This window comes from Mesorhizobium sp. AA23 (assembly GCF_001672435.1).
Classification (GTDB): Bacteria; Pseudomonadota; Alphaproteobacteria; order Rhizobiales; family Rhizobiaceae; genus Mesorhizobium.
In genome coordinates this window covers 288,921-313,188 of record NZ_LYTP01000030.1, presented here as the reverse complement: position 1 = coordinate 313,188, position 24,268 = coordinate 288,921, and the positions used below count along the sequence as shown (strand labels likewise).

The 24,268-nt window shown below is 63.5% G+C and carries 23 protein-coding genes and 1 pseudogene; 7 read left to right on the top strand and 17 right to left on the bottom strand.

All coding sequences use genetic code 11. From position 1 onward, the window contains the following. Window positions 1-93 precede the first annotated feature (93 nt). A complete protein-coding gene (locus A9K66_RS25355; RefSeq protein ID WP_067328982.1) occupies window positions 94-1,104 on the bottom strand; it encodes a ribonuclease in 1,011 nt (336 codons plus the stop codon). 196 nt (window positions 1,105-1,300) lie between these two features. Between A9K66_RS25355 and A9K66_RS25350 the strand changes: the two genes are divergently transcribed. Genes A9K66_RS25350 through A9K66_RS25340 form a run of 3 tightly spaced genes read left to right on the top strand, consistent with a single transcriptional unit; the run spans window position 1,301 to window position 5,135 of the window. Next, window positions 1,301-2,260: an alpha/beta hydrolase gene (locus A9K66_RS25350; protein WP_067328980.1), complete on the top strand. Its 960-nt coding sequence runs from the start codon at window positions 1,301-1,303 to the stop codon at window positions 2,258-2,260. A 53-nt stretch (window positions 2,261-2,313) separates the two neighbouring features. After that, complete coding sequence (locus tag A9K66_RS25345; protein WP_067328979.1) at window positions 2,314-3,489, top strand: CaiB/BaiF CoA-transferase family protein; 1,176 nt, start codon at window positions 2,314-2,316, stop codon at window positions 3,487-3,489. Then, window positions 3,486-5,135: a thiamine pyrophosphate-binding protein gene (locus A9K66_RS25340; RefSeq protein ID WP_067328977.1), complete on the top strand. Its 1,650-nt coding sequence runs from the start codon at window positions 3,486-3,488 to the stop codon at window positions 5,133-5,135. Before A9K66_RS25345 ends, A9K66_RS25340 begins: the two co-directional genes overlap by 4 nt. 51 nt (window positions 5,136-5,186) lie before the next feature. Here A9K66_RS25340 and A9K66_RS25335 read toward each other — a convergent pair whose 3' ends face one another. The 5 genes from A9K66_RS25335 to A9K66_RS25310 form a co-directional block, all read right to left on the bottom strand. Continuing rightward, window positions 5,187-5,633 (bottom strand): CHRD domain-containing protein, encoded by a 447-nt coding sequence (locus A9K66_RS25335; RefSeq protein WP_066990644.1) that lies wholly within the window; start codon window positions 5,631-5,633, stop codon window positions 5,187-5,189. A gap of 174 nt (window positions 5,634-5,807) precedes the next feature. Beyond that, the gene (locus A9K66_RS25330) at window positions 5,808-6,779 is read right to left on the bottom strand and encodes an ABC transporter substrate-binding protein (protein ID WP_067328975.1); all 972 of its coding nucleotides are present in this window, start codon (window positions 6,777-6,779) and stop codon (window positions 5,808-5,810) included. A gap of 38 nt (window positions 6,780-6,817) precedes the next feature. Continuing rightward, entirely contained in the window at window positions 6,818-7,972 is a 1,155-nt protein-coding gene (locus tag A9K66_RS25325) for an ABC transporter permease (protein WP_067328973.1), read from the bottom strand. After that, a complete protein-coding gene (locus tag A9K66_RS25320; protein WP_067328971.1) occupies window positions 7,969-8,847 on the bottom strand; it encodes an ABC transporter permease in 879 nt (292 codons plus the stop codon). The genes A9K66_RS25325 and A9K66_RS25320 overlap by 4 nt, the downstream gene beginning before the upstream one ends. Window positions 8,848-9,208: 361 nt before the next feature. Continuing rightward, on the bottom strand, window positions 9,209-10,000 hold the full coding sequence (locus tag A9K66_RS25310) for an ABC transporter ATP-binding protein (RefSeq protein ID WP_066990627.1): 792 nt from the start codon (window positions 9,998-10,000) through the stop codon (window positions 9,209-9,211). A gap of 110 nt (window positions 10,001-10,110) precedes the next feature. On the opposite strand from A9K66_RS25310, the gene A9K66_RS25305 reads away from it, so the two are divergent. After that, entirely contained in the window at window positions 10,111-10,521 is a 411-nt protein-coding gene (locus A9K66_RS25305; RefSeq protein WP_170950346.1) for a cupin domain-containing protein, read from the top strand. A gap of 17 nt (window positions 10,522-10,538) precedes the next feature. On the opposite strand, the gene A9K66_RS25300 is transcribed toward A9K66_RS25305, so the two are convergent. The 4 genes from A9K66_RS25300 to A9K66_RS25285 form a co-directional block, all read right to left on the bottom strand. Next, window positions 10,539-10,916, bottom strand: coding sequence for a hypothetical protein (locus A9K66_RS25300; RefSeq protein ID WP_067328965.1), 378 nt, complete (start codon window positions 10,914-10,916; stop codon window positions 10,539-10,541). A gap of 2 nt (window positions 10,917-10,918) precedes the next feature. Beyond that, window positions 10,919-12,370, bottom strand: coding sequence for a dihydropyrimidinase (gene hydA, locus A9K66_RS25295; protein ID WP_067328963.1), 1,452 nt, complete (start codon window positions 12,368-12,370; stop codon window positions 10,919-10,921). Between the two features lie 64 nt (window positions 12,371-12,434). Continuing rightward, entirely contained in the window at window positions 12,435-13,685 is a 1,251-nt protein-coding gene (locus tag A9K66_RS25290; RefSeq protein ID WP_067328961.1) for a Zn-dependent hydrolase, read from the bottom strand. 69 nt (window positions 13,686-13,754) lie between these two features. Then, complete coding sequence (locus tag A9K66_RS25285) at window positions 13,755-15,083, bottom strand: aspartate aminotransferase family protein (protein ID WP_067328959.1); 1,329 nt, start codon at window positions 15,081-15,083, stop codon at window positions 13,755-13,757. Between the two features lie 254 nt (window positions 15,084-15,337). Here A9K66_RS25285 and A9K66_RS25280 point away from each other — a divergent pair, with 254 nt between their 5' ends. Continuing rightward, window positions 15,338-15,967: a TetR family transcriptional regulator C-terminal domain-containing protein gene (locus tag A9K66_RS25280; protein ID WP_067329152.1), complete on the top strand. Its 630-nt coding sequence runs from the start codon at window positions 15,338-15,340 to the stop codon at window positions 15,965-15,967. Between the two features lie 12 nt (window positions 15,968-15,979). On the opposite strand, the gene A9K66_RS25275 is transcribed toward A9K66_RS25280, so the two are convergent. Then, window positions 15,980-16,852, bottom strand: a complete 873-nt coding sequence (locus A9K66_RS25275; protein WP_067328958.1) for a helix-turn-helix transcriptional regulator — start codon at window positions 16,850-16,852, stop codon at window positions 15,980-15,982. A gap of 102 nt (window positions 16,853-16,954) precedes the next feature. Between A9K66_RS25275 and A9K66_RS25270 the strand changes: the two genes are divergently transcribed. Next, window positions 16,955-17,800, top strand: coding sequence for an SDR family NAD(P)-dependent oxidoreductase (locus tag A9K66_RS25270; protein ID WP_067328957.1), 846 nt, complete (start codon window positions 16,955-16,957; stop codon window positions 17,798-17,800). Continuing rightward, window positions 17,797-18,513, top strand: a complete 717-nt coding sequence (locus tag A9K66_RS25265) for an SDR family oxidoreductase (protein WP_067328956.1) — start codon at window positions 17,797-17,799, stop codon at window positions 18,511-18,513. Before A9K66_RS25270 ends, A9K66_RS25265 begins: the two co-directional genes overlap by 4 nt. A gap of 5 nt (window positions 18,514-18,518) precedes the next feature. Here the strand turns inward: A9K66_RS25265 and A9K66_RS30865 are convergent, their stop codons facing one another. The 6 genes and pseudogenes from A9K66_RS30865 to A9K66_RS25235 all read right to left on the bottom strand — a co-directional run bounded on the left by A9K66_RS30865 (window position 18,519) and on the right by A9K66_RS25235 (window position 24,162). After that, window positions 18,519-19,337 carry a DUF3592 domain-containing protein gene (locus tag A9K66_RS30865; RefSeq protein WP_197507519.1) on the bottom strand — a complete coding sequence of 273 codons (819 nt, stop codon included), beginning with the start codon at window positions 19,335-19,337 and terminating at the stop codon, window positions 18,519-18,521. Between the two features lie 210 nt (window positions 19,338-19,547). Next, entirely contained in the window at window positions 19,548-20,006 is a 459-nt protein-coding gene (locus tag A9K66_RS25255; RefSeq protein ID WP_067328952.1) for a carboxymuconolactone decarboxylase family protein, read from the bottom strand. Window positions 20,007-20,017: 11 nt separating this feature from the next. Further along, window positions 20,018-20,536, bottom strand: coding sequence for an Rrf2 family transcriptional regulator (locus A9K66_RS25250; RefSeq protein WP_067328950.1), 519 nt, complete (start codon window positions 20,534-20,536; stop codon window positions 20,018-20,020). Window positions 20,537-20,646: 110 nt separating this feature from the next. After that, entirely contained in the window at window positions 20,647-21,960 is a 1,314-nt protein-coding gene (gene preA / locus A9K66_RS25245; protein WP_067329150.1) for an NAD-dependent dihydropyrimidine dehydrogenase subunit PreA, read from the bottom strand. Window positions 21,961-21,962: 2 nt separating this feature from the next. Continuing rightward, window positions 21,963-23,327: an NAD(P)-dependent oxidoreductase gene (locus A9K66_RS25240; RefSeq protein WP_067328948.1), complete on the bottom strand. Its 1,365-nt coding sequence runs from the start codon at window positions 23,325-23,327 to the stop codon at window positions 21,963-21,965. A gap of 108 nt (window positions 23,328-23,435) precedes the next feature. Beyond that, window positions 23,436-24,162: pseudogene (locus A9K66_RS25235) on the bottom strand (gamma-glutamylcyclotransferase). Window positions 24,163-24,268: the final 106 nt, after the last annotated feature.

Below are 24,268 nucleotides of genomic sequence, written 5' to 3'. Positions count from 1 at the left end.
GCGCCGAACGGCAATCGCTTTCGGCACGCCGCGATCTTCACCAGCCGGCGATCATGCTCGGTTCGGCCGCCAGATCCGGGCCTGGCACGCGCCCTATTGGAACCCTATCGCGTCGACCGTGCCCTTCGGGCAGCCCGCCTTGCTCGTCGGCGCCGAGGCGATCAGCAGGCTGGCGAGCTTGCTGTCGGGGCCGATCGGACCGGAGAGACCGAGCGTCAGCTCGCCGATCAACCGCCTTCCGCTCGACGGATCGACAAGGCAGGAGACGCGCACGCGGTCCCCGGCGCCCTTGCCGAAGGCCTGGTCGAAGGCATTGCGGATCTGCTCCGATGTCAGCTGCTTGCCGATGTTTTTGACAAAGAGATCGCGCACCGGCGAGGCGTTCACCGCGCGCATCAGATTGAGCGCGTCGGAGAAATACTCTTGCTGGCTCTTGCCGTAGCAGGTGCCGTGCTTGATCCATTCATGGCGCTCCAGCTTGGACGCCGTGCCCGGCATCATCTGGTCGAGCTCGGCGCGCGTGTTGGCGTCGAGTTCGACGGGTGGCAAATCTCCCCAATGCGCGGGATTGTCGTTGGCCTTGTCGCCCGCCGACACCTGGCAATAGAAATTGCCGTTCGGCTGCGGCCACAGCCCATGCAGCGTGAAGTGCGAAGCATCGAATTCGTTGGGATTCTGCGCCTTGCATTCGGGTTTGTTGGCCTTGGTCTCACAGAATGCGGGCTGCCAGCTCAGCGCGAACACATATTCAGGCTTGCCGGAACCAGGTTGCGACGGCTTCATCGGATCGGCCGGCGAGGGCGTGGCGGACGCGCTGCCGCCGATGACATGGCCGCAGTTGATCTTCACCCAGCGTCGCTCCGGATCGGCGCCAGGAACCTGGATGAGATAATGGGTAGGCTCGTCCTTGTTGCCTGCCAGAAGCTGATAGGTCTGTCCCGCTTGGGTAGACACGTTGCCGGAGTTCTTGCCGCTCTTGATGGCTTGCGTTGCCGGACAGGCGCTGTCGGCCACGAAGGTGCCGCTCATCTTCACATCGGCCTGAGCCGCGCCGGCACCAACCAGGGCCAGAACAACCGAACCCCATACTGCCCAAACCCGCATTCCCGCTCTCCCGGCGATCATCGAACCGTATCGGATTCGCCACATTAGAACAGGCGACGTGTCAGAATTGCGATCTTTGTCGTCGCGCGAAAATAATCCCCAGGAGAGCGATAAGCGCACTCCACATGGCTCGAAAGGATCGCGCTCTCTTGACGCCGCCGAAGCCCTCGCCCATCAGTCGCCAAGGGAGCGAGACATGCCATTCGACAAGCAGACCAGGCTGGCCTCACCGACCGAGGCCGACCTCAACCTCTATGTGAGACATGCGCAGGTATCCCCGCGCGCCGTCATCCAGATCAATCACGGCTTGGCCGAGCATGCGGCGCGTTACGCCCGCTTTGCCGACTTCCTCGGCGCGCGCGGCTTCCATGTCTACGCCCATGACCATCGCGGCCATGGCGCGACAAAGGCGCCCGATGCGCCGCTCGGCCGGTTCGCCGATACCGACGGCATCGCCAAGGTGATTGCCGATGTCGGCGCGGTGCATGATCTGATCGCCGTTGAACATCCGGGATTGCCGGTCATCGCTTTTGGACATTCGCTCGGCGCCTCGATCGCGCTGAATTTCGTCCTCCGCCACTCCGGTCGCGTCCATGCCGCCGTGATCTGGAACGGCAATTTCTCGCAAGGCCTGCTCGGCCGGCTGGCCCTGGCCATCCTGGGCTGGGAAAGGATGCGGCTGGGCTCCGACGTGCCATCTTGGCTGCTGCCCAAGCTGACCTTCCAGGCCTGGGGCAAGGCCGTGCCCAATCACCGGACCTTGTTCGACTGGCTGTCGCGTGATCCGGTCGAGGTCGACAAATACATCGCTGACCCGCTCTGCGGCTGGGATGCCTCGGTCTCCATGTGGCGCGATGTGGTCAACCTGGCGCTCTACGCCGGCAGGGATTCTAGCTTCGCCGGCGTGCGCCGCGACCTCTTCGTCAATCTGATCGGCGGCGAGAAGGATCCGGCATCGGACTACGGCAAAGCGGTTCACCACCTTGCCCGGCGTATGGGCAAAATGGGCTTTTCGAATCTGGTTTCAAAGGTTTACGCCGACACCCGCCACGAGAGCCTGAACGAGGTCAACCGTGACATCATCATGAATGATTTCGCCGCCTGGGCGGATCATACGCTGAACTCTAGCGGCATTGGCCCATTGCATGGGTCGTGACAGGGGCGACCTCTGTTGGTAGACGCTGCGCTTTCAACCCTTCACGGTGATCCATGGCTGAACCCCCGCTGAAAGGCATCCGCGTCATCGAACTCGCTCGCATCCTGGCAGGCCCCTGGGCCGGGCAGTTGCTCGCCGATCTCGGCGCCGATGTCATCAAGGTGGAGAGCCCGCACGGCGGCGACGACACCCGCAAATGGGGCCCGCCCTTCGTCATGAGCCATGACGGCGAGAACCTTTCGGCGGCGTACTATCATTCCTGCAATCGCGGCAAGCGCTCGGTCGCCATCGATTTCTCCAAGCCCGAGGGCGCCGACACCCTCCGCCGCCTCGTCGCCACGGCCGACGTGCTGATCGAGAACTTCAAGCTCGGCGGTCTCAAGAAATACGGGCTCGACTATGAAAGCCTGAAGAGGATCAACCCGCGTCTCGTCTATTGCTCGATCACCGGTTTTGGCCAGGACGGGCCCTACGCGCCCCGCGCTGGGTACGATTTCATCATCCAGGCGATGGCCGGCATGATGTCGATCACCGGCGAGGTCGGCCGCGAGCCGCAGAAGGCGGGCGTCGCCATCTCCGACCTGTTCACTGGCCTTTATTCGGTGATCGCCATCCAGGCGGCGCTCCGCCACGCAGAAAGGACCGGTGAAGGCCAGCATATCGACATGGCGCTCTTCGACAGCCAGATCTCGGCGCTCGGCAACCAGAATCTCAACTATCTGGTCTCCGGCAAGTCGCCCGTGCAGATGGGCAACGCGCATATGAACATCGCGCCTTACGAGGTGCTGCCGGTCAGGGACGGCCATATCATCCTCGCGGTCGGCAACGACGGACAATTCACCAAGTTCTGCGCAGCGGTCGGGCTGACCGAGTTGCCCGCCGATTCCGATTTCGCCACCAACCCCGCCCGCGTCGCCAATCGCGCCAAGCTGCGCGAGCGGATCATCGAGAAGCTGAGCACGTGGGATCGCGATCCGCTGCTGGCGAAGCTCGAGGCAGCCGGCGTGCCGGCAAGCCCGATCAACACGATCGGCCAGATGTTCGCCGACCCGCAGACGATCGCGCGCGGCATGAAGCTCGACCTGGAGGACGGCCATGGCAATTTGCTGCCTTCGGTACGTGCGCCGATGGTGATGTCCGGCACGCCGCTCGTCTATGAGCGCCCCTCGCCGCGTCTCGGCGAGCACACTGAGGAAATCCTTGCCGAACTGGAGAGAGCAGCAAAATGAAAACGGGCGGACAATTGATCGTCGAGGCGCTCGAAGCGAACGGCACCGACCGCATCTTCTGCGTTCCTGGCGAATCCTATCTGGCGGTGCTCGACGCGCTGCATGACTCGCCGATCCGCACCATCGTCTGCCGTCAGGAAGGCGGAGCGGCGATGATGGCCGACTGCCAGGGGCGCCTGACCGGCAAGCCCGGCATATGCTTTGTCACGCGCGGCCCCGGCGCCACCAACGCTTCGGCCGGCATTCATATCGCCATGCAGGATTCGGTGCCGCTGATCCTGTTCATCGGCCAGGTCGCCAGTCACGCCAAGGAGCGCGAGGCTTTTCAGGAGGTCGACTACAAGCGCTTCTTCGGCGACATCGCCAAATGGGTGGTCGAGATCGAGGATGCCTCACGCATCCCGGAATTCGTCACCCGCGCCTTCGCGGTGGCGACGTCAGGCCGCCCTGGCCCAGTTGTCATCTCGCTGCCCGAGGACATGCTGACCAGCGAGGTCGAGGCCCCAACGGCGCTGGCTCATACGCTGGTCGAAACAAGCCCTGGTGAAGCCGAACTCGACCGGCTTGAGGCCCTGCTCAATGCCGCCAAACGGCCGATTGCCATCCTGGGCGGCACGCGCTGGGATATTCAAGCGGTTCAGGACGTCACCCGTATCGCAGAGGCCTGGTCACTGCCGGTCGGCTGCTCCTTCCGCCGCCAGATGCTGTTCGACCACTTGCATCCGAACTATGCCGGCGATGTCGGCATCGGCATCAATCCGAAGCTGGCGGCAACGGTCAAGCAGGCAGACCTGGTGCTGCTCATCGGCGGCCGCATGGGCGAGATGCCGTCCTCGGACTATACGCTGTTGAAAAGCCCTTACCCGGACCAGATGCTGGTGCATGTCCACGCCGACGCCGGCGAGCTTGGCCGCGTCTATCGGCCGACCCTGGCGATCAACGCCTCCCCCGCCGCCTTCGTGCGAGCCTTCGCCAGACGCAAAGGTCCGGCCGCGCCCGGTTGGGCGGCGGAGACGGCAAAGCTGCATGCCGCCTATCTCGAATGGTCGACGCCGCCTCAGACCGGCCCCGGCGCTGTGCAGATGGGGCCGATCATGACCTATCTGGAAAAGGCGCTGCCGGAAGACGCCATCCTCACCAACGGCGCCGGCAACTACGCCACCTGGGTACATCGCTTCCACCGCTTCCGCCGCTTCGCCACGCAGGCGGCGCCGACTTCCGGCTCGATGGGCTACGGCACGCCGGCCGCGGTCGCGGCCAAGGCCCTATACCCGGATCGCGAGGTCATCGCGTTTGCCGGCGACGGCTGTTTTCTGATGAACGGGCAGGAGTTCGCGACCGCCGTGCAATACGACCTGCCGATCATCGTGGTGGTCGTCAACAACGGCATTTACGGCACGATCCGCATGCATCAGGAGCGGGAATATCCGAGCCGCGTCGTGGCGACCGACCTCAAGAACCCGGATTTCGCCGCCCTCGCCCGCGCCTATGGCGGCCATGGCGAGACCGTCGAAAAGACCGAAGACTTTGCGCCGGCCTTCGAACGCGCACGCGCCAGCGGCAAACCGGCGATCGTCGAGATCAGGCTCGATCCCGAAGCCATCACACCGACCCGCACGCTGACACAGATACGCGACAAGTCCTGATCAGGCAGAACGAGGCGGTCGCCCCCCTCGTTGCTGCCTGAGGAAACTCCGCTACATCGATCCGCCGGCTTTCTCGATCTGGCCGCGGATCTCGCCGTCCGGATTCGCCTTGGTGTGGACGTTGACGTAGTACTTGCCGGCCTCGAGGTCGGCCGCCTGCGCGTCGGTCAGCGTCGCCGATCCCTTGATCGGGCTCTTGAGCTTCTTGAATGGGATCACCGGAGGTGCGTTTTCACCCGACGCGGCCGGCCCGTGAATGTGAGCAGCCGTCGCAGGTCCGCTGAGGCCGGAATATTTGACGTTCCAGCTGAGCTTCTTCTTGGCGGTGTCGAAGGTGAATGTGGCGGTTCCCTTGCCTTTGGTGGTGACGGGCGGGCTCTGCTGGCTACCGTCGAGCGTCGCATTGTACTTCACAGTTTCGGCCAAGGCCGGAGATGCGAGCAGCAAAGCAGTCGAGACAGCAAAGGCCGAAAGCATCGGCCATGATTGGATGCGCATTGGAGAACCTCCTTGGCTGGCGCGCATCCGCCCCGCCGCGGCTCCCCCGGCGCGCGGATGCCCCACTGCAACGGTTGGCAGGCCGCTTGTATCCCTGCACACGGATATTTTACCACAGCCAAGCAAAAGGGGCGGTCACCCGCCCCCGTTAAGTCTCGACTGGCGAGGTCAACCTTACTTGATCGCCTTGTCGGTGATCGCGGTCGTGTAGGCGCCCGACGGCTCCTTGGCGATGATCTTCTGGTCGAGCAGCGCCTTGGCGGTGCGCTCATATGTGGCCGGATCGAGCTTGCCGTCGGCATTGTCGATCAGCTTGGCGACTTCGCCCATCATGCGCTTCTGATGGTTCTCGTCCTGGCCGCCATTATCCATGACGATCTCGGCCGCCTCATCCGAATTGTCGACGGCATATTTCCAGCCCTTCATCGAGGCGCGCACGAAGCGCACCATCTTGTCCTCGAAGGCCGGATCCTTGAGCTTGTTCTCCAGCGCGTAGAGGCCGTCCTCGAGCAGGTCGTTGCCCATGGCCGAATAGTTGAAGACGATGAGCTGCTCCGGCTTGTAGCCGGCGTCGATCAGCTGCCAGTACTCGTTATAGGTCATGACCGAGATGCAGTCCGCCTGCTTCTGGATCAGCGGCTGAACGTCAAAACTCTGCTTCAGCACGGTGACGCCGTCCTTGCCGCCGTCGGTCTTGAGGCCGAGCTTGTTCATCCAGGCATAGAACGGGTACTCGTTGCCGAAGAACCAGACGCCGAGGGTGTGACCCTTGAAGTCGGCTTCGGTCTTGATCGGGCCGTCCTTCGGGCAGACCAGCTCCATGCCGGCTTTCTTGAACGGCTGGGCAATGTTGACCAGCGGCACGCCTTTTTCACGGGCGGCCAACGCGCCGCCCATCCAGTCGACGATCACATCGGCGCCGCCGCCGGCGATCACCTGCTCGGGCGCGATATCCGGCCCGCCCGGCTTGATGTCGACGTCGAGCCCCTCGGCCTCGTAGAAGCCCTTGGCCTTGGCGACGTAGTAGCCGGCGAACTGGGCCTGCGTGACCCATTTCAGCTGCAGCGTCACCTTGTCGGCCGCCATCGCTTGGAAAGCGGCCAGCGACATCGCCCCGGCCAGAGCAGAAATTACCAGTCTTTTCATGTTTTTACCCTCTGAAGTTAGCACCCAACCCACCGCCCCTATCCACCACGGACAGAGGGATGCCAAAACGTGACGGCTCTTTCGACAAGAGCGACCACGCCATAAAAGACCGAACCCGCAAGTGCTGCAACTGCGATTTCGGCCCAGACCATGTCGATGTTCATCCGCCCAACTTCCGTCGAAATGCGGAATCCCATGCCGACCACGGGCGTGCCGAAGAACTCCGCGACGATGGCGCCGATCAGCGCCAGCGTCGAGTTGATCTTCAGCGCATTGAAGATGAACGGCATTGCCGCCGGCAGCCGCAGCTTCAGCAAGGTCGGCCAGTAGCCCGACGCATAGGTGCGCATCAAATCGCGCTCCATGTGGCCGGAGGCGGCAAGCCCCGCGACGGTGTTCACCAGCATCGGGAAGAAGGTCATGATGATCACGACCGCCGCCTTGGACGGCCAGTCGAAGCCGAACCACATCACCATGATCGGCGCGACGCCGATGATCGGCAGCGCCGATACCATGTTGCCGATCGGCAGCAGCCCGCGCCTGAGGAACGGCACACGGTCGGCGAGAATAGCGACGACGAAGCCGGCGAGATTGCCGACGATGTAGCCGATCAGCACCGCCTTGAAGATCGTCTGCCGCACGTCCGATCCCAGGATCGGCAGCGAGTTGGCGATGCGCGCACCGATGGCGCTCGGCGGTGGCAAAAGGATGAAGGGAATGCCGGCGCCGCGCGTCACCGCTTCCCAGATGATCAGGATCCAGGCGCCGAAGATCGCCGGAATGATCAGGCGAAGCGCCGTTTTGGCCCCGCTGGCTGCAGTCCGTAGCGAGGACAACAGCGCGACGCAGCGCCAGGCAAGCAGCCAGGCGGCAGCGAGAACCAGAAAGTACGGCGCCAGCGCCGTGCCCTCGAAGCCTCCGATGCCCCTGACCAGAAGCCACGCTGCGACATGAGCGCCGACGAACAGGACAACCGCCTCGACAAGTGGCGCGAGTCTCACTGTCGAAACCAGCGCCGCGATCAGCAGCAATCCGAGGATGAGGCCTTTGGTGCCCATATATGGGTAGGCAACCGTCGCGGCGGGCTCGGCGAGCGCAGCCGCTTCCGGTGTCGACATCGCGCCGAGCGCGAAGGCGACGACGCAAAGAAGGATCGCCAGCACCGCTTGCCACGATGGTTTCAGCCAGGTCATGCCGGCCTCCCACCCATGGCGCGGTCGACCAGGCGGCCGGCGATGCCGACCACCATGACCAGCAGCGCCGCGACGATCGACCCCGCGACCAGCGCCGACCAGATCTCGATCGTCTGGCTGTAATAGGCGCCGGAAAGCAGCTTGGCGCCGATTCCGGCGACAGCACCCGTCGGCAATTCGCCGACGATGGCGCCGACCAGGCTCGCCGCCACCGCCACCTTCATCGACGTGAACAGGAACGGCACCGAGGCCGGCACGCGCAGTTTCCAGAAGGTCTGCGAGGCGCTGGCATTATAGGTGTGCATCAGGTCGAGATGCATGAGCTCGGGCGAGCGCAATCCCTTCACCATGCCGACCGCAACCGGGAAGAACGACAGATAGGTCGAGATCAGCGCCTTGGGGATCAGCCCGGTGATGCCGATGGCCGCCAGCACCACGATGATCATCGGCGCCACCGCCAGGATCGGAATGGTCTGCGAGGCGATGATCCACGGCATAAGGCTGCGGTCGAGCGTCGTCACATGCACGATGCCGACGGCGATCACGATGCCGAGCGCCGTGCCGAAAGCAAAGCCGAGCAGCGTCGAGGACAGCGTCACCCAGGCATTGTAGACAAGGCTGCGGTTCGAGGTGATGCCGCGCAGGAAGGTGTTCTCGAAGAAGTTCACCGCCACCTGGTGCGGCGCCGGCAGCGTCGGCTTCGGCTGCGATAATGTCTTGCCGATGAATTCGACCGTGCCGGGGGTTTCGTTGGCTCTGGCGTCGAGATCGCGCTGGAACGGCGCATTGAGGATGACGGCGAAGACATACCAGAGCACCACCACGCCGGCGAGGATTGAGGTGACCGGGATGATCTTGGAACGGAAGGAGTCCATTTAGCAGGCCTTCCCCCGGCGCAACGGCAGCACGCGGCGCTGCGCGTTTTTCGTCATGCTAGAGCAGAGCGAGGAGCGAAGCGACGCGGCGCAGACCCTAGGATCCATGCCGTTATCTCGACGCTCCGCCGTGGCGCAGAATGCGGCTCCCTGCGCCGCGCTCAGCTCGTCGGGTATTCTGAGCCGCTTACGGCCTTCGGTCGACGTCACGGCATGGATCCTAGGGTCTGCGCTCCGCTTCGCGTCGCTCCACCCTAGGATAACGAAATCACGGCGGTCGGCTCCCGCCACGCGCGCGGCTTCGCGCTTGCTCCGCCCCAGGATGTCGAAGCAGCGGGTGTCCGTCCGCTGGCAAGCACCCTCAATCATCATAGCTGTGCCCCGCCCTCAACCCGTCGCGCACGCGCGCGGCGATCGCCAGGAATTCCGGCGTCTCGCGGATGTCGAGCGGCCGCTTCCTGGGCAAGGTGGATTCGATCACGTCGGTGACGCGGCCCGGTCGCGGCGACATCACCACGATGCGGGTCGACAGATAGACCGCCTCGGGGATCGAGTGAGTGACAAAGCAGATCGTCTTGTTGGTCGAATCCCAGAGTTCGAGAAGCTGTTCGTTCAGATGATCGCGCACGATCTCGTCGAGCGCGCCGAACGGCTCGTCCATCAAAAGCAAATCGGCGTCGAAGGCGAGCGCGCGCGCGATCGAGGCGCGCTGCTGCATGCCGCCGGATAGCTGCCAGGGATACTTCTTCTCGAAGCCGGAGAGGTTGACGAGTTCGAGGGTTCGCTTGATGCGTTCCGCCTGCTCGGCCTGGCTGAGGCCAATGATTTCCAGCGGCAGCGCCACATTCCGCTCGATTGTGCGCCAAGGAAACAGCGCCGCCGCCTGGAAGACATAGCCGTAAGCCCGCTTCTCGCGCGCCTGCTCCGGCGAAATCCCATTGACGGAGATCGTTCCCGAGGTCGGCTTCTCCAGATCGGCGATGACGCGCAGCAAGGTTGTCTTGCCGCAGCCGGAGGGGCCGATGAAGGAGACGAACTCACCCTTGCCGATGGTGAGATCGACATTGGACAGCGCCTGCACCGGACCGTCATTGGTCTGGAAGGTGAGGCCGAGCTTGCTTGCCGAAACGACGGCTGGCGACTGTCCGCTCATCGGCAGAAACCTGTCTTTCGCAGCCGCTGCCGCGCCGGCCGGAATCCGGTTGATTTTACGATTGCCTTGCTTTCCACTCGTCCAGTCCCACTTGATCGACGCCCGGAGCCTTGCCGATGTCGCCTAAACCCACATGCCACCTTATTCGCCCTGAAAGCACTTATGAAGGCAAGCAAGGCTTGAGCTATTTCGCCGGTATAGCCGCCGAAACCGTCGGCTCCTCCGGCATTTGTATGCATCTTCTCACCATGCCGCCCGGCGCCCGCGCCAAGGCGCATATGCATGAGAACCACGAGACCGCGATCTATGTGCTCTCCGGCGAGGTCCACACCTGGTATGGCGACCGGCTCGAGCATCACGAAGTCGTCAAGGCCGGCGACCTGTTCTACATTCCGGCGGGCGTGCCGCATCTGCCCGCCAATCTGAGCGGAGCGCCCTCTTCGGCGGTCATCGCCCGCACCGATCCCAACGAGCAGGAAAGCGTGGTCCTGATGCCGGAACTGGATGCGTTGGTTGCCTGAGGTCGACGGGACCGCCGTCATTTGCACCGGGAGACTTCTCCCATCGCGTTGCCGTCCTTGTCGGCGATCACCAGTCTCTTGGCGTTCTTGGCGCTGCGCTTGATGATGAACTGGGCCGGCGTCTGCCCCTCCTCGCCTTCCGCCTCGCACTGCGCCGTCACCACAAGGGAGCCATTCGCCTGGGGTCTCTTGTCGGTAAAGGTGCAGGCGCTGGCGACCGTGACGAACGCCTCGCTGGTCAACAGCAGCATGTCCTCGGCATAGACCTCCTGGCCGTTCTTGTTGATGCAGCCGGATTTGTTGCCCCAGGGCTTGGAGAGATCGATGCCGGCGGCGAAAGCTTGGCCCGCGGCCAGCAGCACGGCTGCCCCGGTCAGAAGGTGAGTTGCGCGCACGCTCAAACTCCGGTCGCCGGAATGCCCGTGCGCTCCACCTTGCGCGGTGCGCTGATCTCCTTCCAGGTCGAAAGCGCGCGGTTGACAGCGGCGTTCGGTTCGCGCGCCACGAACTCCCCGTGCCCGACCTTGGCCTTGACGTCCGCTTCTTCGATCGACAGTTCGCCGCGCGAAAAGACGAAGCGCGGCAGCCCTGTCACCTCGAAACCCTCAAAGACGTTGTAGTCGATCACCGACTGCTGGTTCTTGGCCGTGATCGTCTTCTTGCGCTTCGGGTCCCAGACCACGATGTCGGCATCCGCGCCTTCGACGATCGCGCCCTTCTTCGGATACATGTTGAGGATCTTGGCGATGTTGGTCGAGGTCACCGCGACGAACTCGTTCATCGTCAGCCGACCGGTGTTGACGCCGGTCGTCCAAAGCACGGGCAAACGATCCTCGAGGCCGCCGGTGCCGTTCGGGATCTTGGTGAAGTCGCCGACGCCGTTGCGCTTCTGCTTGGTGGTGAAGGAGCAGTGGTCTGTCGCCACCACCTGCAGCGATCCGGCCTGCAGGCCCGCCCACAGAGAATCCTGGTGCCACTTGCTGCGGAAAGGCGGGCTCATCACGCGCCGCGCCGCATGGTCCCAGTCCTTGTTGAAATATTCGCTCTCGTCGAGCGTCAGGTGCTGGATCAGCGGCTCGCCATAGACGCGCATGCCCTTCTGGCGTGCCCGGCGGATGGCTTCATGGCTCTGCTCGCAGGAGACGTGCACGACATAGAGCGGCACGCCCGCCATGTCGGCGATCATGATGGCGCGGTTTGTCGCCTCGCCTTCCACTTCGGGCGGACGCGAATAGGCATGCCCCTCGGGGCCGTTATTGCCGGCGGCAAGCAGCTTCTGCGAGAGTGCCGCGACCACGTCGCCATTTTCGGCATGGACCAGCGGCAGCGCGCCGAGATCGGCGCAGCGCTGGAACGAGGAATACATCTCGTCGTCGTCGACCATCAGCGCGCCCTTGTAGGCCATGAAGTGCTTGAACGAGGTGATGCCCCTGTCGACGACGGTCGCCATCTCGTCGAAGACCTGCTTGCCCCACCAGGTGATCGCCATGTGGAAGGAATAGTCGCAGGCAGCTTTCGAGGTCTTGTTGTCCCACATCTGCAGCGCCTCCAGCAGCGACTGCTGCGGCGCCGGCAGGCAGAAATCGACGACCATGGTCGTGCCGCCCGAAAGCGCCGCGCGCGTGCCGGATTCGAAATCGTCGGCCGAATAGGTGCCCATGAAGGGCATTTCGAGATGGGTGTGCGGATCGATGCCGCCCGGCATGACATAGCAGCCGGTGGCGTCGAACTCGTGATCGCCATGCAGGTTCGAGCCGATGGCGATGATCTTGCCGTGCTGCATCAGCACGTCGGCTTTCCACGTGCGGTCGGCGGTGACGATGGTGCCGTTCTTGATGACTTTGGTCATAGCTGTTCCCCTGATCTTTTCACGCTTCTTTGCGAGCGGCTTTTTCGAGGTGATTTCTAATCGGTCATTCGACGATTCCTGCCGTCTCGACCACCGCGTGGAACAGCACATCGGCGCCTGCCGCCGCCCATTCCTTGGAGATGTCCTCGGCCTCGTTGTGGCTGAGCCCGCCGACACAGGGACACATGACCATGGTCGCCGGCGCGACCTTGGCCGCCCAGCAGGCGTCGTGGCCGGCGCCGGAGATGATGTTCATATGGCTGTAGCCCAGCTTCTCGGCGGCGGTGCGGACACGGCCGACCAGCGTCGGATCGAAGGTCACCGGATCGAAATGGCCGACCGCCTCGACGGCGCATTTCACGCCGAGCGGCTCGCAGATCTTCGGCGCCTCCTTCTCGATGCGCGCGCGCATGCCGTCGAGCTTCGCCTTATCGGGCGAGCGGATATCGACAGTGAAGATCACCGTGCCCGGCAAAACGTTGCGGGAGTTGGGCGAGAACTTCACCTGGCCTACACCGCCGACAGCGCCAGGCTGGTTCTCCATCGCGACCGTCTGCACCATCTCCAGGATGCGCGCCATGGCCAACCCCGCATTGACGCGCATGTTCATCGGGGTCGAGCCGGTATGCGCCTCCCTGCCGGTCAGCGTGAATTCCAGCCACCACAGGCCCTGGCAGTGGGTCACCACGCCGATCTGCCTGTTCTCGGCCTCGAGGATGGGCCCCTGCTCGATATGGTACTCGAAATAGGCGTGCATCTTACGCGCGCCGACCGTCTCGTCGCCGACCCAACCGATCCGCTTCAGCTCGTCGCCGAAGCTCAGGCCGTCGAGATCCTTGCGGGCATAGGCATAGTCCTGCGTGTGAACGCCTGCGAACACGCCGGAGGCGAGCATGGCCGGCGCGAAACGGGCTCCCTCCTCGTTCGTCCAGTTGGTGACGACGATCGGATGTTTGGTCTTGATGCCGAGATCGTTGAGCGAGCGCACGACCTCGAGGCCAGAGAGCACGCCGAGCACGCCGTCATATTTGCCGCCGGTGGGCTGGGTGTCGAGATGGGAACCGACATAGATCGGCAGCGCGTCCGGATCGGTGCCGGGCCGCGTCATGAACATGGTGCCCATCTGGTCCACGCCCATCGTGAGCCCGGCCTCGTCGCACCAAGACTTGAACAGTTCGCGGCCTTGCTTGTCGGAATCGGTCAGCGTCTGGCGATTGTTGCCCCCGGCGATGCCGGGGCCGATCTTCGCCATCTCCATGATGGAATCCCACAAACGGTCTGAATTGATTCGCAGATTCTCGCCGGGGGCGGCCATTCAAAGTCCTCTCATTTCAGATCTCCGGTCGGGCGGCGGTTCCCGTCGCCGCCCGAGCGGTTTGAGCAGTTAGTCTATCGAGCGCAGAACATCGCGAACATGGTCGATCAGTTCGTTGATCTGGCCCTTGGTGATGATCAGCGGCGGCGACAGCGCGATGATGTCGCCGGTTGTGCGGATCAGCGCGCCGCGTTCGAACGCTTTGACAAAGGCCGAGAAGGCCCGCTTGGTCGGGCTACCGGCGATCGGCGCCAGCTCGATCGCGCCGATCAGGCCGATATTGCGGATGTCGATGACATGCGGCTCGCCCTTCAACGAATGCAGCGCGTCTTCCCAGTAAGGCGCCAGCTCCTCGCCGCGGGTTAGCAGGCCTTCTTCCTTGTAAGTGTCCAAAGTGCCGAGAGCCGCGGCGCAGGCGATCGGATTGCCCGAATAGGTGTAGCCGTGGAAGAACTCGATCATGTGCTCCGGGCCGTTCATGAAGGCGTCGTGGATTTCCTTCTTCACGAAAACCGCGCCCATCGGGATGACGCCGTTGGAGACGCCCTTGGCCGTCGTCATGATATCCGGCGTGACGCCGAAATAATCGGCGGCGAATGGCGCGCCAAGACGGCCGAAGCCGGTGATCACTTCATCGAAGATCAACAATATGCCGTGCTTGGTGCAGATTTCTCGAAGCTTCTGCAGGTAGCCTTTCGGCGGCAGGATGACGCCGGTCGAGCCTGCGACCGGCTCGACGATGACCGCCGCGATGGTCGAGGCGTCATGCAGGGTGACGAGACGCTCCAGCTCGTTCGCCAATTCGGCGCCGTGCTCAGGCACGCCCTTCGAGAAGGCATTCTTCTCCGGCAGATGGGTGTGCGGCAGATGGTCGACGCCGCCGAGCAGCGTGCCGAACATCTTGCGGTTGGCGACGATGCCGCCGACCGAAATGCCGCCGAAATTGACGCCGTGATAGCCGCGCTCGCGGCCGATCAGCCGGGTGCGCGAGCCCTCGCCTCGGACACGGTGATAGGCGATCGCCATCTTCAACGCGGTCTCGACCGACTCCGAACCGGAATTGGTGAAGAACACATGGTCCATGCCCTTCGGCGCGATATCGACCAGGCGGTTCGCCAGTTCGAAGACGATCGGGTGGCCCATCTGGAAGGCCGGCGCATAGTCGAGTTCGGCGGCCTGCTGCTGAATGGCCTCGGTGATCTTCGGCCGGCAGTGGCCGGCGTTGACGCACCAGAGGCCTGCAGTGCCGTCGAGCACCTTGCGGCCATCGCTCGTCGTGTAGTGCATGTCCTTGGCGGACACGAACATGCGCGGCGCCTGCTTGAACTGCCGGTTTGCCGTGAACGGCATCCAGAATGCGCTGAGATCGTTCGGCGTGACTTTCAGCCGGTTGGACATGACCAAGATTTCCCCTTGTAACCTGTTTCTGTGCGCTAACGCTTGGTCTTCCCAAGGCTTGGTCTTCGTTGCGTTTTCGTGCTACGCAAAATTTTGACCGGTTGGACAAACGTTAGCACCGCCCTGTCGGCGGTCAAGGGACTACTAACGGAAATGCGGCATCGAAAGCGCGCTCCACGGCTCGGAGAAAAACTGGTCCAGAGAATTGGTCCAGAGTGCCCACACGGCAGCAGCCGGCAAGGATGACGGACAGGATGGAAGGCTCAGCTCCACGCCGCACCCGCATCCAGCAGGAAAAGCGCGAGCTCATCCTGGAAGCCGCGCTGGAAGTCTTCTCCGCCAACGGTTTTCGCGGCTCGACCATCGACCAGATTGCCGAAGCCGCCGGCATGTCGAAGCCGAACCTTCTCTATTACTTCCGCCGCAAGGAGGACATTCACGAGACATTGATGCAGCGGCTGCTGGACACCTGGCTGGCGCCGCTCCGCGAGCTTGACGATATCGGCGATCCGATGACCGAGCTCAGAAGCTACATCCGCCGCAAGCTCGAAATGGCGCGCGATTTTCCACGCGAAAGCCGGCTCTTCGCCAACGAGATCCTGCAGGGCGCGCCGCGCATCATGCCGATGCTGGAGGGCGAGCTGAAAACGCTGGTCGAGGAGAAGGCCGCCGTCATCAAGGGCTGGATGCGCTCCGGCAAGATCGCCCGCACCGACCCCTGGCATCTGATCTTCTCGATCTGGGCGACGACGCAGCATTACGCCGATTTCGACGTCCAGGTGCGCGCCGTGCTCGGCCCCGACCGCGGCGGCGACGGCCGCTTCGAGGATGCTGCCCGGTTCCTGGAGCAACTGTTCCTCGATGGGCTGAAGCCGAAAGCTTAGGTCGGGCGAAGATCAGGCGCTGCGCCGTTCGGCGGGCTTCTCTTCCAGCAGCTTCTTGAGCTTGGCGATCGTATTCTGCTCGGGCAACGGCGTGTAGACGATCAGCCGCATGTCCGAGCCGTCGTCGATCGACAGGCTCATATGCTCGAAAGCCATCGGGCCGGCTGTGGGATGGCGGACGTGTTTCACGCCCGTCAGCCTTCTCGCCACGTCCCGCCGCGGCCACCAATCACGGAACTCCGGGCTTGAGCGCATCATCAGCGCGATCAGCCGCTCGAAATCCGGATCGCCGACATATTTGGCGCTCTCCGCGCGAAACGAAGCGAGCACCATGCGGGCAAGCGCGTCCCAGTCGACCAGCAGCCGGCGGTGCTGCGGGCTTGTGAACACCAGATGGACGATGTTGCGGGCATCGCCCTCCAGCAGGCCATAGTCGCCGAACAAGGCGACCGCCGCCGGATTCCAGGCGAGCACATCCCAACGCCGGCCAACCACATAAGCCGGCTGCAGGACGAGGCTCCCCAGCATGTGCAGCAGTGTGGCGTCGACCTTTTCAGACGTCGCCGTGCGCTGCTCCGGCTGCTGGCGGCCGGCAAGGATGAACAGATGCCGCTTCTCGACGGCGTCCAGGCGCAGCGCCTCGCAGAGCGCGGTCAGCACCTCGACCGAGGGCCGCACGTCCCGCCCCTGCTCCAGCCAGGTGTACCAGGTGGTACCGACGCCGGCGATCATCGCCACTTCCTCGCGCCTCAGCCCGGGCGTACGCCGCCTGGCGCCGCTCGCAATCCCAATGTCGGCAGGCGAGAGCCGCTCCCGGCGCGAGCGCAGGAAAGCGCCGAGCTCGCGGCGGCGGCTGTCGTCAGGGGAATGGGGCACGGCATCCATGCAGCTATTATAGCAGTATCGATACCAGGATAAAATTTGAACTGTTTGGCCTGCGCGCCGCGCCCCATCTTGCGTTCAGAGCAGCATAAGGAGGCTCTGAACATGGAACTTAAGAATAAGACCGTTCTCGTCACCGGCTCGACCGACGGGGTTGGCCGCGTGGTCGCTGAAAGGCTCGGCGCTGCCGGCGCCCGCGTGCTGGTACATGGCCGCGACCAAACTCGCGCCAAGGCGACAGTCGCTGCCATCGAAGCCGAGGGCGGCAACGCCGAATTTCTGCTTGCGGATCTTTCGTCGCTCGCCGAAGTGCGCCGCCTTGCCGGCGCCGTGCGGGCAGGAACCGACCGGCTCGACATATTGATCAGCAATGCCGGCGTCGGCACGGGCGGCGAAGGCGCAAAAAGGCAAGTGAGCGCCGACGGCTACGAAATGCGCTTCGCCGTAAACTATCTCGCAGGCTTCCTGCTGTCGTCGGAGCTTTTGCCCTTGCTGAAGGCAAGCGCGCCGGCGCGCATCGTCAATGTCGCCTCCGCCGGCCAGCAGGCGATCGATTTCGACGATATCAATCTGGCCCACGGCTATAGCGGCGTGCGCGCCTATTGCCAGAGCAAGCTGGCGCAGATCTTGTTCACCATCGATCTGGCCGAGCAGCTCGAAGGCAGCGGCGTCACCGTCAATGCACTCCATCCGGCAAGCTACATGGATACCACCATGGTCCGGCAGGCCGGCATCACACCGTGGAGCTCGGTCGAGACCGGCGCCGACGCGATCCTCAACTTGGCAATATCTCCGGCGCTCGAAGGGCGCAGCGGCCTCTATTTCGATGGCCAGCGGGAAGCGCGCGCCGATGCCCAGGCCTATGACGAAAAAGCCCGCAGCCGGTTGCGGGCGCTCAGCCTCGAACTGACCGGACAATCTTCCGCGACATCCAAGGAACAGCATTCATGAGCATCGAACATTGCGTCATCATCGGCGGCTCGTCTGGCATTGGCCTTGCCACAGCCAAACGGCTGCTCAGCCCCGCGATGAAGGTGACGATCACCGGCCGCAGCGAGGACAAGCTGAACAACGCCTGGAAGAGCCTCGGCGGCACCGTCGGCAAGGCCGCTTTCGACGCGACCAAGCCGGACGCGGTCCGGCACTTCTTCGATGGTCTCGGCCCATTCGATCATCTCGTTCTCGCCGCAAGCGGCGGCAAGGGCCTTGGGCCGTTCGCGACCCTCGACCTTGCCGACATCGGCGGCGGCGTCGACGAGAAGATCAAGCCGCAGCTAGGCTGCTTGCAAGCGGCCCTGCCGACCTTGAACAAAGCCGGATCGGTCACTTTCATTTCGGCCGTCTCGGCGCAGATCGCAGCACCCGGCATTGCCGGCATCGGCGCCATCAACGGCATGCTTTTGACCGTAGTCCCGATCCTGGCCGTTGAACTGAAGCCGCTGCGCGTCAACGTCGTGGCCCCCGGCGTCATCGATACGCCCTGGTGGGATTTTCTATCGGGCGAAGAGCGGCAGGCGGTCTTTGCCGAGTACGCCGGAAAGACGGCGGTCGGCCGTATCGGCCGCGCCGAGGACGTCGCCGACGCGATCGCCTTCCTGGTGTCCAACGGTTTCATGACCGGCCAGGTGCTGACCTGCGACGGCGGCCTGCGCTTCGCCGCCTGAATGGATCAATTGGAAATGAGGCCGGGCAGGAAGGCCAGCACCATCAGCCCGGCGACGACCGCATACCAGACAACCAGGTGGACTGCCTTCATCAGCGGGCGGCCCACTTCCCGCGCCCGCTTCGGGTGGAGAGGGTCATAAATCACTTCGACCGCTGCGCCGACGTTCCCGGTCGTTCTGTTGACCGGCAGGTGCGAGTAGAAACGCCAGGTCTTGCCCAGTCGGTCGGCGAATTCGATGATCGGCGTGTCCGGCCCGTCGCTCGACTTGTCGATGCCGATCACCTTGCCGGTGGCAAAGGCGCCGCGTCGCCTGAGCATGATGTCGCCATAGGTCTGTATGGCGACGACCGCCAGGAAGAAGACGCCGCACAGAAAGCACCATATCTGAATGTCGCTCGGATGCTGGCCGAAGGCTCCCGCGACTGCACGGAACGGAGCCAGCGCCTGGTGAAAGGCATCCGAAACGCGTGCCCAGAATGCAGTCCAGCTCTGCTCCATGAACGCTCCGACGGGCGAACCTGTTTTTTGCCAATACAGGACAATCGCGACAAACCGATTAACGCGGCGCCATCGATTGCGCGGAATCCGAGTGCGGTTGTCAGGCATAGTGCGCGACCCGCGCCAGGAACCCGCGGCCAGGGCGACATTGCCGACGAAGCCGTTGATGCGTGAGGCGCGATCCGGACCCTGATGTCCAGAAATGGTGAAACATCGGCCGTCGCGACGATCAGGAACAGGATCAGGCTTGCCGCCGCCAGCGCGGTGAACAAGACGCCGATCACCTGCCGTCCGGCGCGACCTGCAGGACATGCCCAGCCACAATGCCGGCCCTGCCTGGCACGCCGCGTGCCGTCATCATTGGGATGAGCAGGTCTTGTGCTGGACGTTGCGCAGGCCGGCAGAGACGAAGGCGCCGCCGAGCAGCGGGCGCGCGGCAAACAGAATCTCGCTCTGAAAATTCTCAAACATGTCATTGATCTCGCAAATGAAAGCCGCGCGGAACCGTCTTCGGATCCGCGCGGCTTTGGATGATCAGGCAGCCTTGGCGGCCGGCATCGGATGGATGGCGTGGAACGACACGCAGAGCCGGTTCCAGGTGTTGATCATGCCGATCACCACTGTCAGCTTGACCAGCTCTTCCTCGGAGAACTGCTCCAGCGTCCTGGCGTAGAGATCGTCCGGAACGCCGTTGTCGGAGATGTTTGTCACCTTCTCGGTCCAGGCGAGCGCGGCGCGCTCGCGCTCGGAAAACAGCGGCGACTCCTTCCAGGCGGCGACCAGATAAAGCCGCTGCTCCGTTTCGCCATCTCGCCTTGCCTCGCGGCTGTGCATCTCGACACAATAGGAACAGCCATTGATCTGCGAAGCCCTGAGCTTGACCAGGTGCATCAGGCTTTCTTCCAGCCCGCACTCCTCGACGGCCTTGTTGAGCGCCATCACCGCCTTCATGATTTCAGGCGCCTTGGCGAAGAACTGCAGCCTCTGTTTCATTCTCTTACCTTTCACGCTTTGCTTGGTTGTTGAACTTTCTGCGCCCGCTGATGGCGTTCGACGAAGGCGCAGCTTGCGGCGACGGTGCGGGGATCGGCGTCGTTCATGAAATCGGCGACGATGTCGGAGAGCTTTGCATCGGCAAGCGCGGCGCGATAAGCGCGCTCGGCCCTCAGCATCGCGGCATTGATGCCGCACGGTTTGACATAGGCCGACGCGTCGAGCTTGACCGGGCCGCGCTGGCGGATCTCGCCGCAGCGGAAGGCAGGCTCCCTGCCCTCGACCGCAAGCACGATGTCGAGCAGCGTGATCCGCTCGGCCGGCCGCGCCAGCCTGTAGCCGCCTGCCGGCCCCGGCACGGATTCCAGGATGCGCGCCGTTGTCAGCTGATTGAGATGCTTCAAGAGATAGCTCGGCGACAGGCCGAACGCCTCGGCCATGGCCGCGCCCGACATGGTGCTGTTGCCGTCGACGCCGGCAAGCATGGCGGCGCAGTGGATCGCCGCTTCGACGCCCTCTCCCAGCTTCACGATCTTTGGCTCCAATTCATGGATAGTACTTATCATGGATAACTCTTATCTGCAATATAGGTAACGAAAAACGGCACCCGAAGGCGCCGCATTTCCTTCAAAAGTGTTCCCTACTCCGCGGCCACCTTGGCCATCGGATTGTTCGGATGCGTCGTCCAGTTGGCGTAGACCGGCGACACCGGTATGCCCGTGCGCTGATCCAGCACGCCGGCGGCCAGCGGTTCCATGGTGATGCAGCCCTCGACCGGGCAGACATTGACGCAAAGATTGCACCCGACGCATTCGGCCTCGATCACCTCGAAATGCCTGACGCCGTCGACCATGCTGGTGATCGCCTGATGCGAGGTGTCCTCGCAGGCGATGTGGCAGCGCCCGCATTTGATGCACGCGTCCTGGTCGATATGCGCCTTAGCGACATAGTTGAGGTTGAGATACTGCCAGTCCGTGACATTGGGTGTGGCGCGGCCGATGATGTCGGACAGCGAGGCGTGGCCCTTCTCGTCCATCCAGTTCTCCAGCCCCGCGATCATCTCCTGCACGATTTTGAAGCCGTATGTCATTGCCGCGGTGCAGACCTGCACGTTGCCGGCGCCGAGTGCCATGAATTCGGCAGCATCCCGCCAGGTTGTGATGCCGCCGATGCCCGAGATTGGCAGGCCGTGCGTTTCCGGATCGCGCGCGATCTCGGCCACCATGTTCATCGCGATCGGCTTCACCGCCGGGCCGCAATAGCCGCCATGCGAGCCCTTGCCATCGATGGTCGGCTGCGGCGCGAAACTGTCGAGGTCAACCCCGGTGATCGAGTTGATGGTGTTGATCAGCGACACCGCGTCCGTGCCGCCGGCTTTGGCGGCGCGCGCCGGCTTGCGGATGTCGGTGATGTTCGGCGTCAGCTTGGTGATGACCGGCATGCGCGTATACTGCTTGCACCAGCGCACCACCATCTCGATATATTCCGGCACCTGGCCCACCGCCGAGCCCATGCCGCGTTCGCTCATGCCGTGCGGGCAGCCGAAATTGAGCTCGATGCCGTCGGCGCCGGTCTCCTCGACCAGCGGCAGGATCGCCTTCCAGCTTTCCTCCTCGCAAGGCACCATGATCGAGGCGACCAGCGCCCGATCCGGCCAGTTCATCTTCACCTGCTTCATCTCGCGCAGATTGGTCTGCAGGTCCCGGTCGGTGATCAGCTCGATATTGTTCAGGCCGAGCAGCCGGCGGTCGGCGCCCCAGATCGCGCCGTAGCGCGGGCCGTTGACGTTGACGACCGGCGGGCCCTCTTCGCCAAGCGTCTTCCAGACCACGCCGCCCCAGCCGGCTTTGAAGGCGCGTTCGACATTATAGGCCTTGTCGGTCGGCGGCGCCGAAGCCAGCCAGAACGGATTTGGCGACTTGATGCCGACGAAGGTGTTGCGGATGTCTGCCATGCTCATGCCCTCCCGTTAGAGGTCAGTGCCCGGTGGATGGATTCGGCGGCGTCGCGGCCTTGCGCCACGGCCGAGACCGTCAGGTCGTCGCCGCCGAAGATGCAGTCGCCGCCCGCCCAGACTTTCGCCAGCGAGGTGCGGCCCTCGGCATCGACCCTGATGCGGCCGCCATCGAGCTCGATGGAGGCAACGCTGCCGTTGAGATGAGCCGGCACAAAGCTCTGGCCAATCGCCTTGAACACCTGGTCGGCGTTGAGCCTCAGCATTTCGCCGGTACCGGCGAGCTTGTCGCCATTCATGGCTGTGTATTCGAGCTCGATCGCCGACACTTTGCCGTTCTCGGCGATGACGCGCTTCGGCTGCAGCCAGTGGCGGATCGTGACGCCGTTCGCGGCGGCCAGATCCTGCTCGAAGCCGGAGGCATTCATATGCTCCTGGCCGCGCCGGTAGCAGATCGTCACCTCCTCGGCGCCGAGCAGCTTCGACTGCACCGCGGCGTCAATCGCCGTCATGCCGCCGCCGATGACGACGACGCGGCGGCCGACCGGCAGGCTGGAAAGGTCGCTTGCCTGCCTGAGTTCGGCGATGAACTCGACTGCGTTGGCGACGCCATCCGTATCCTCGCCTTCGGCGCGCAGCGCATTGACGCCGCCGAGCCCGAGGCCAAGGAACACCGCATCGTAGTTGCGGATCAGGTCGGAAAGCTGGAAGTCCCGTCCGAGCGCTTTGCCGTTCTGGATGTCGATGCCGCCGATCGCGGTGACGTAGTCGACCTCGGCCTGAGCGAAATCGTCGACGCTCTTGTAAGCCGCGATGCCGTATTCATTGAGGCCGCCAGCCTTCGGCCGCGCTTCGAGGATCGTCACATCGTGGCCGTGGCGGGCCAAGCGATGGGCCGCCGCCAAGCCCGCTGGCCCGGCGCCGACCACGGCGACCGTTTTTCCGGTCGGTTCGGCGCGCTTGTAGAACTGCTTGCCCTCATCCATCGCGACGTCGGTCGCATAGCGCTGCAGGCGGCCGATCTGCACCGGCTTGCCCTCCGCCACCTCGCGCACGCAGACCTCTTCGCACAGCGTCTCCGTTGGGCAGACGCGGGCGCACATGCCGCCAAGAATGTTCTGGTCGAAGATGGTCTTGGCCGAGCCCAGCGGATTGCCGGTCGCGATCTGCCGGATGAACATCGGGATATCGATCGAGGTCGGGCATGCATTCATGCACGGCGCATCGTAGCAGAAATAGCAGCGATCGGACTCGACCAGCGCCTCGTGATGATCGAGCGGCGGGTGCAGGTCGGAAAAATTATCGGCATACTGCTCGGCAGACAGCCGGCCGCCGGCTATGCCTTCGATGAAATGACCAGTCGCCATTCCAGTTCCCCTTGTTTGTTTTGAGGAAGGCTAGCACGTTTTATTTTTTTATCAATTGGTCAATTTTCGGCCAAGCTGCTGTATTGCTTGCATAAAAACATGATAATATCAGTCATGTTTCGCCACGCCGATGTCTGTCGGTTCAGCGCATTCAATCCTGGAGGGATGGATCGACCTGATCTCGTCGGCCACGAGCTCCTGCAGGCGCCACAGATTGCCGTCATGGATGCCGAATGTTTCGAGGTGGCTGACGGTGTAGTAAAGATATTCGGCGCCGGAACCTACATGGCCGCACGCGCGTGTCAGTATCTTTGCCACCCTTTCGAGCGGCTGCCTGAGCGACGTGCCCCTACCCGTACCCCGACCCAGAAACCCAGCGCCCGCAGCGATCCTTGCGCCGTGCGTACCGGAACCCACCGGACCGAGCTGACGCTTTCATGATCGTCGATTTCTCGCCGCAGCAATCTCTCGATCTGGGCGGGCTTCTCGCCGTCCGGCAGACGATAGATGACGCCGTCACAAAGCCGCCGCGCTCGAGCATCATCAACCCCGGCTGCGCGGCGCTGCCTCGCCAGCGCACCATGTCGAGGCAGAAGGAGCGATGCCAGCCATAGGCGGAGGCGCGGCGTTGCTCGATGGATTCCAACGCCGGCTTCCAGATCAGCGAGCCATAAGCGAACACCCAGAGCGGCCCCTCGTCGGCCTCGTCTGACAGGCGCGAGGCGAGCGCGCGGAAATCGTCGTCGTTAAGCTGGGTCCAGTCCCCGCTCGGACCAGGGTCGAGCTCCTCGCGATGGCACAAAGCCACTCTCGGGCGTAAGCGACATTCACGCATGGAAGACAGCCCCTCGTTGCCCGCAGCAAAGGCTAAAACCCCGGGCCATGCAAGATCACGGTTCCTATGGCGCTTCGCGCAGAACGGATTGGCCGACGCGCTTCAA

Bases quoted from the DNA above. Each gene is read 5' to 3' on its own strand.
- A9K66_RS25240 (WP_067328948.1), bottom strand. From the start codon at position 23,327: ATGGCGACTGGTCATTTCATCGAAGGCATAGCCGGCGGCCGGCTGTCT.
- A9K66_RS25270 (WP_067328957.1), top strand. From the start codon at position 16,955: ATGGAACTTAAGAATAAGACCGTTCTCGTCACCGGCTCGACCGACGGG.
- A9K66_RS25280 (WP_067329152.1), top strand. From the start codon at position 15,338: ATGGAAGGCTCAGCTCCACGCCGCACCCGCATCCAGCAGGAAAAGCGC.
- A9K66_RS25310 (WP_066990627.1), bottom strand. From the start codon at position 10,000: ATGAGCGGACAGTCGCCAGCCGTCGTTTCGGCAAGCAAGCTCGGCCTC.
- A9K66_RS25320 (WP_067328971.1), bottom strand. From the start codon at position 8,847: ATGGACTCCTTCCGTTCCAAGATCATCCCGGTCACCTCAATCCTCGCC.
- A9K66_RS25345 (WP_067328979.1), top strand. From the start codon at position 2,314: ATGGCTGAACCCCCGCTGAAAGGCATCCGCGTCATCGAACTCGCTCGC.
- A9K66_RS25290 (WP_067328961.1), bottom strand. From the start codon at position 13,685: ATGGCCGCCCCCGGCGAGAATCTGCGAATCAATTCAGACCGTTTGTGG.
- hydA (WP_067328963.1), bottom strand. From the start codon at position 12,370: ATGACCAAAGTCATCAAGAACGGCACCATCGTCACCGCCGACCGCACG.
- A9K66_RS25335 (WP_066990644.1), bottom strand. From the start codon at position 5,633: ATGCGCATCCAATCATGGCCGATGCTTTCGGCCTTTGCTGTCTCGACT.
- A9K66_RS25340 (WP_067328977.1), top strand. From the start codon at position 3,486: ATGAAAACGGGCGGACAATTGATCGTCGAGGCGCTCGAAGCGAACGGC.
- A9K66_RS25255 (WP_067328952.1), bottom strand. From the start codon at position 20,006: ATGAAACAGAGGCTGCAGTTCTTCGCCAAGGCGCCTGAAATCATGAAG.
- A9K66_RS25325 (WP_067328973.1), bottom strand. From the start codon at position 7,972: ATGACCTGGCTGAAACCATCGTGGCAAGCGGTGCTGGCGATCCTTCTT.
- preA (WP_067329150.1), bottom strand. From the start codon at position 21,960: ATGGCAGACATCCGCAACACCTTCGTCGGCATCAAGTCGCCAAATCCG.
- A9K66_RS25275 (WP_067328958.1), bottom strand. From the start codon at position 16,852: ATGGATGCCGTGCCCCATTCCCCTGACGACAGCCGCCGCCGCGAGCTC.
- A9K66_RS25350 (WP_067328980.1), top strand. From the start codon at position 1,301: ATGCCATTCGACAAGCAGACCAGGCTGGCCTCACCGACCGAGGCCGAC.
- A9K66_RS25285 (WP_067328959.1), bottom strand. From the start codon at position 15,083: ATGTCCAACCGGCTGAAAGTCACGCCGAACGATCTCAGCGCATTCTGG.
- A9K66_RS25355 (WP_067328982.1), bottom strand. From the start codon at position 1,104: ATGCGGGTTTGGGCAGTATGGGGTTCGGTTGTTCTGGCCCTGGTTGGT.
- A9K66_RS25265 (WP_067328956.1), top strand. From the start codon at position 17,797: ATGAGCATCGAACATTGCGTCATCATCGGCGGCTCGTCTGGCATTGGC.
- A9K66_RS25330 (WP_067328975.1), bottom strand. From the start codon at position 6,779: ATGAAAAGACTGGTAATTTCTGCTCTGGCCGGGGCGATGTCGCTGGCC.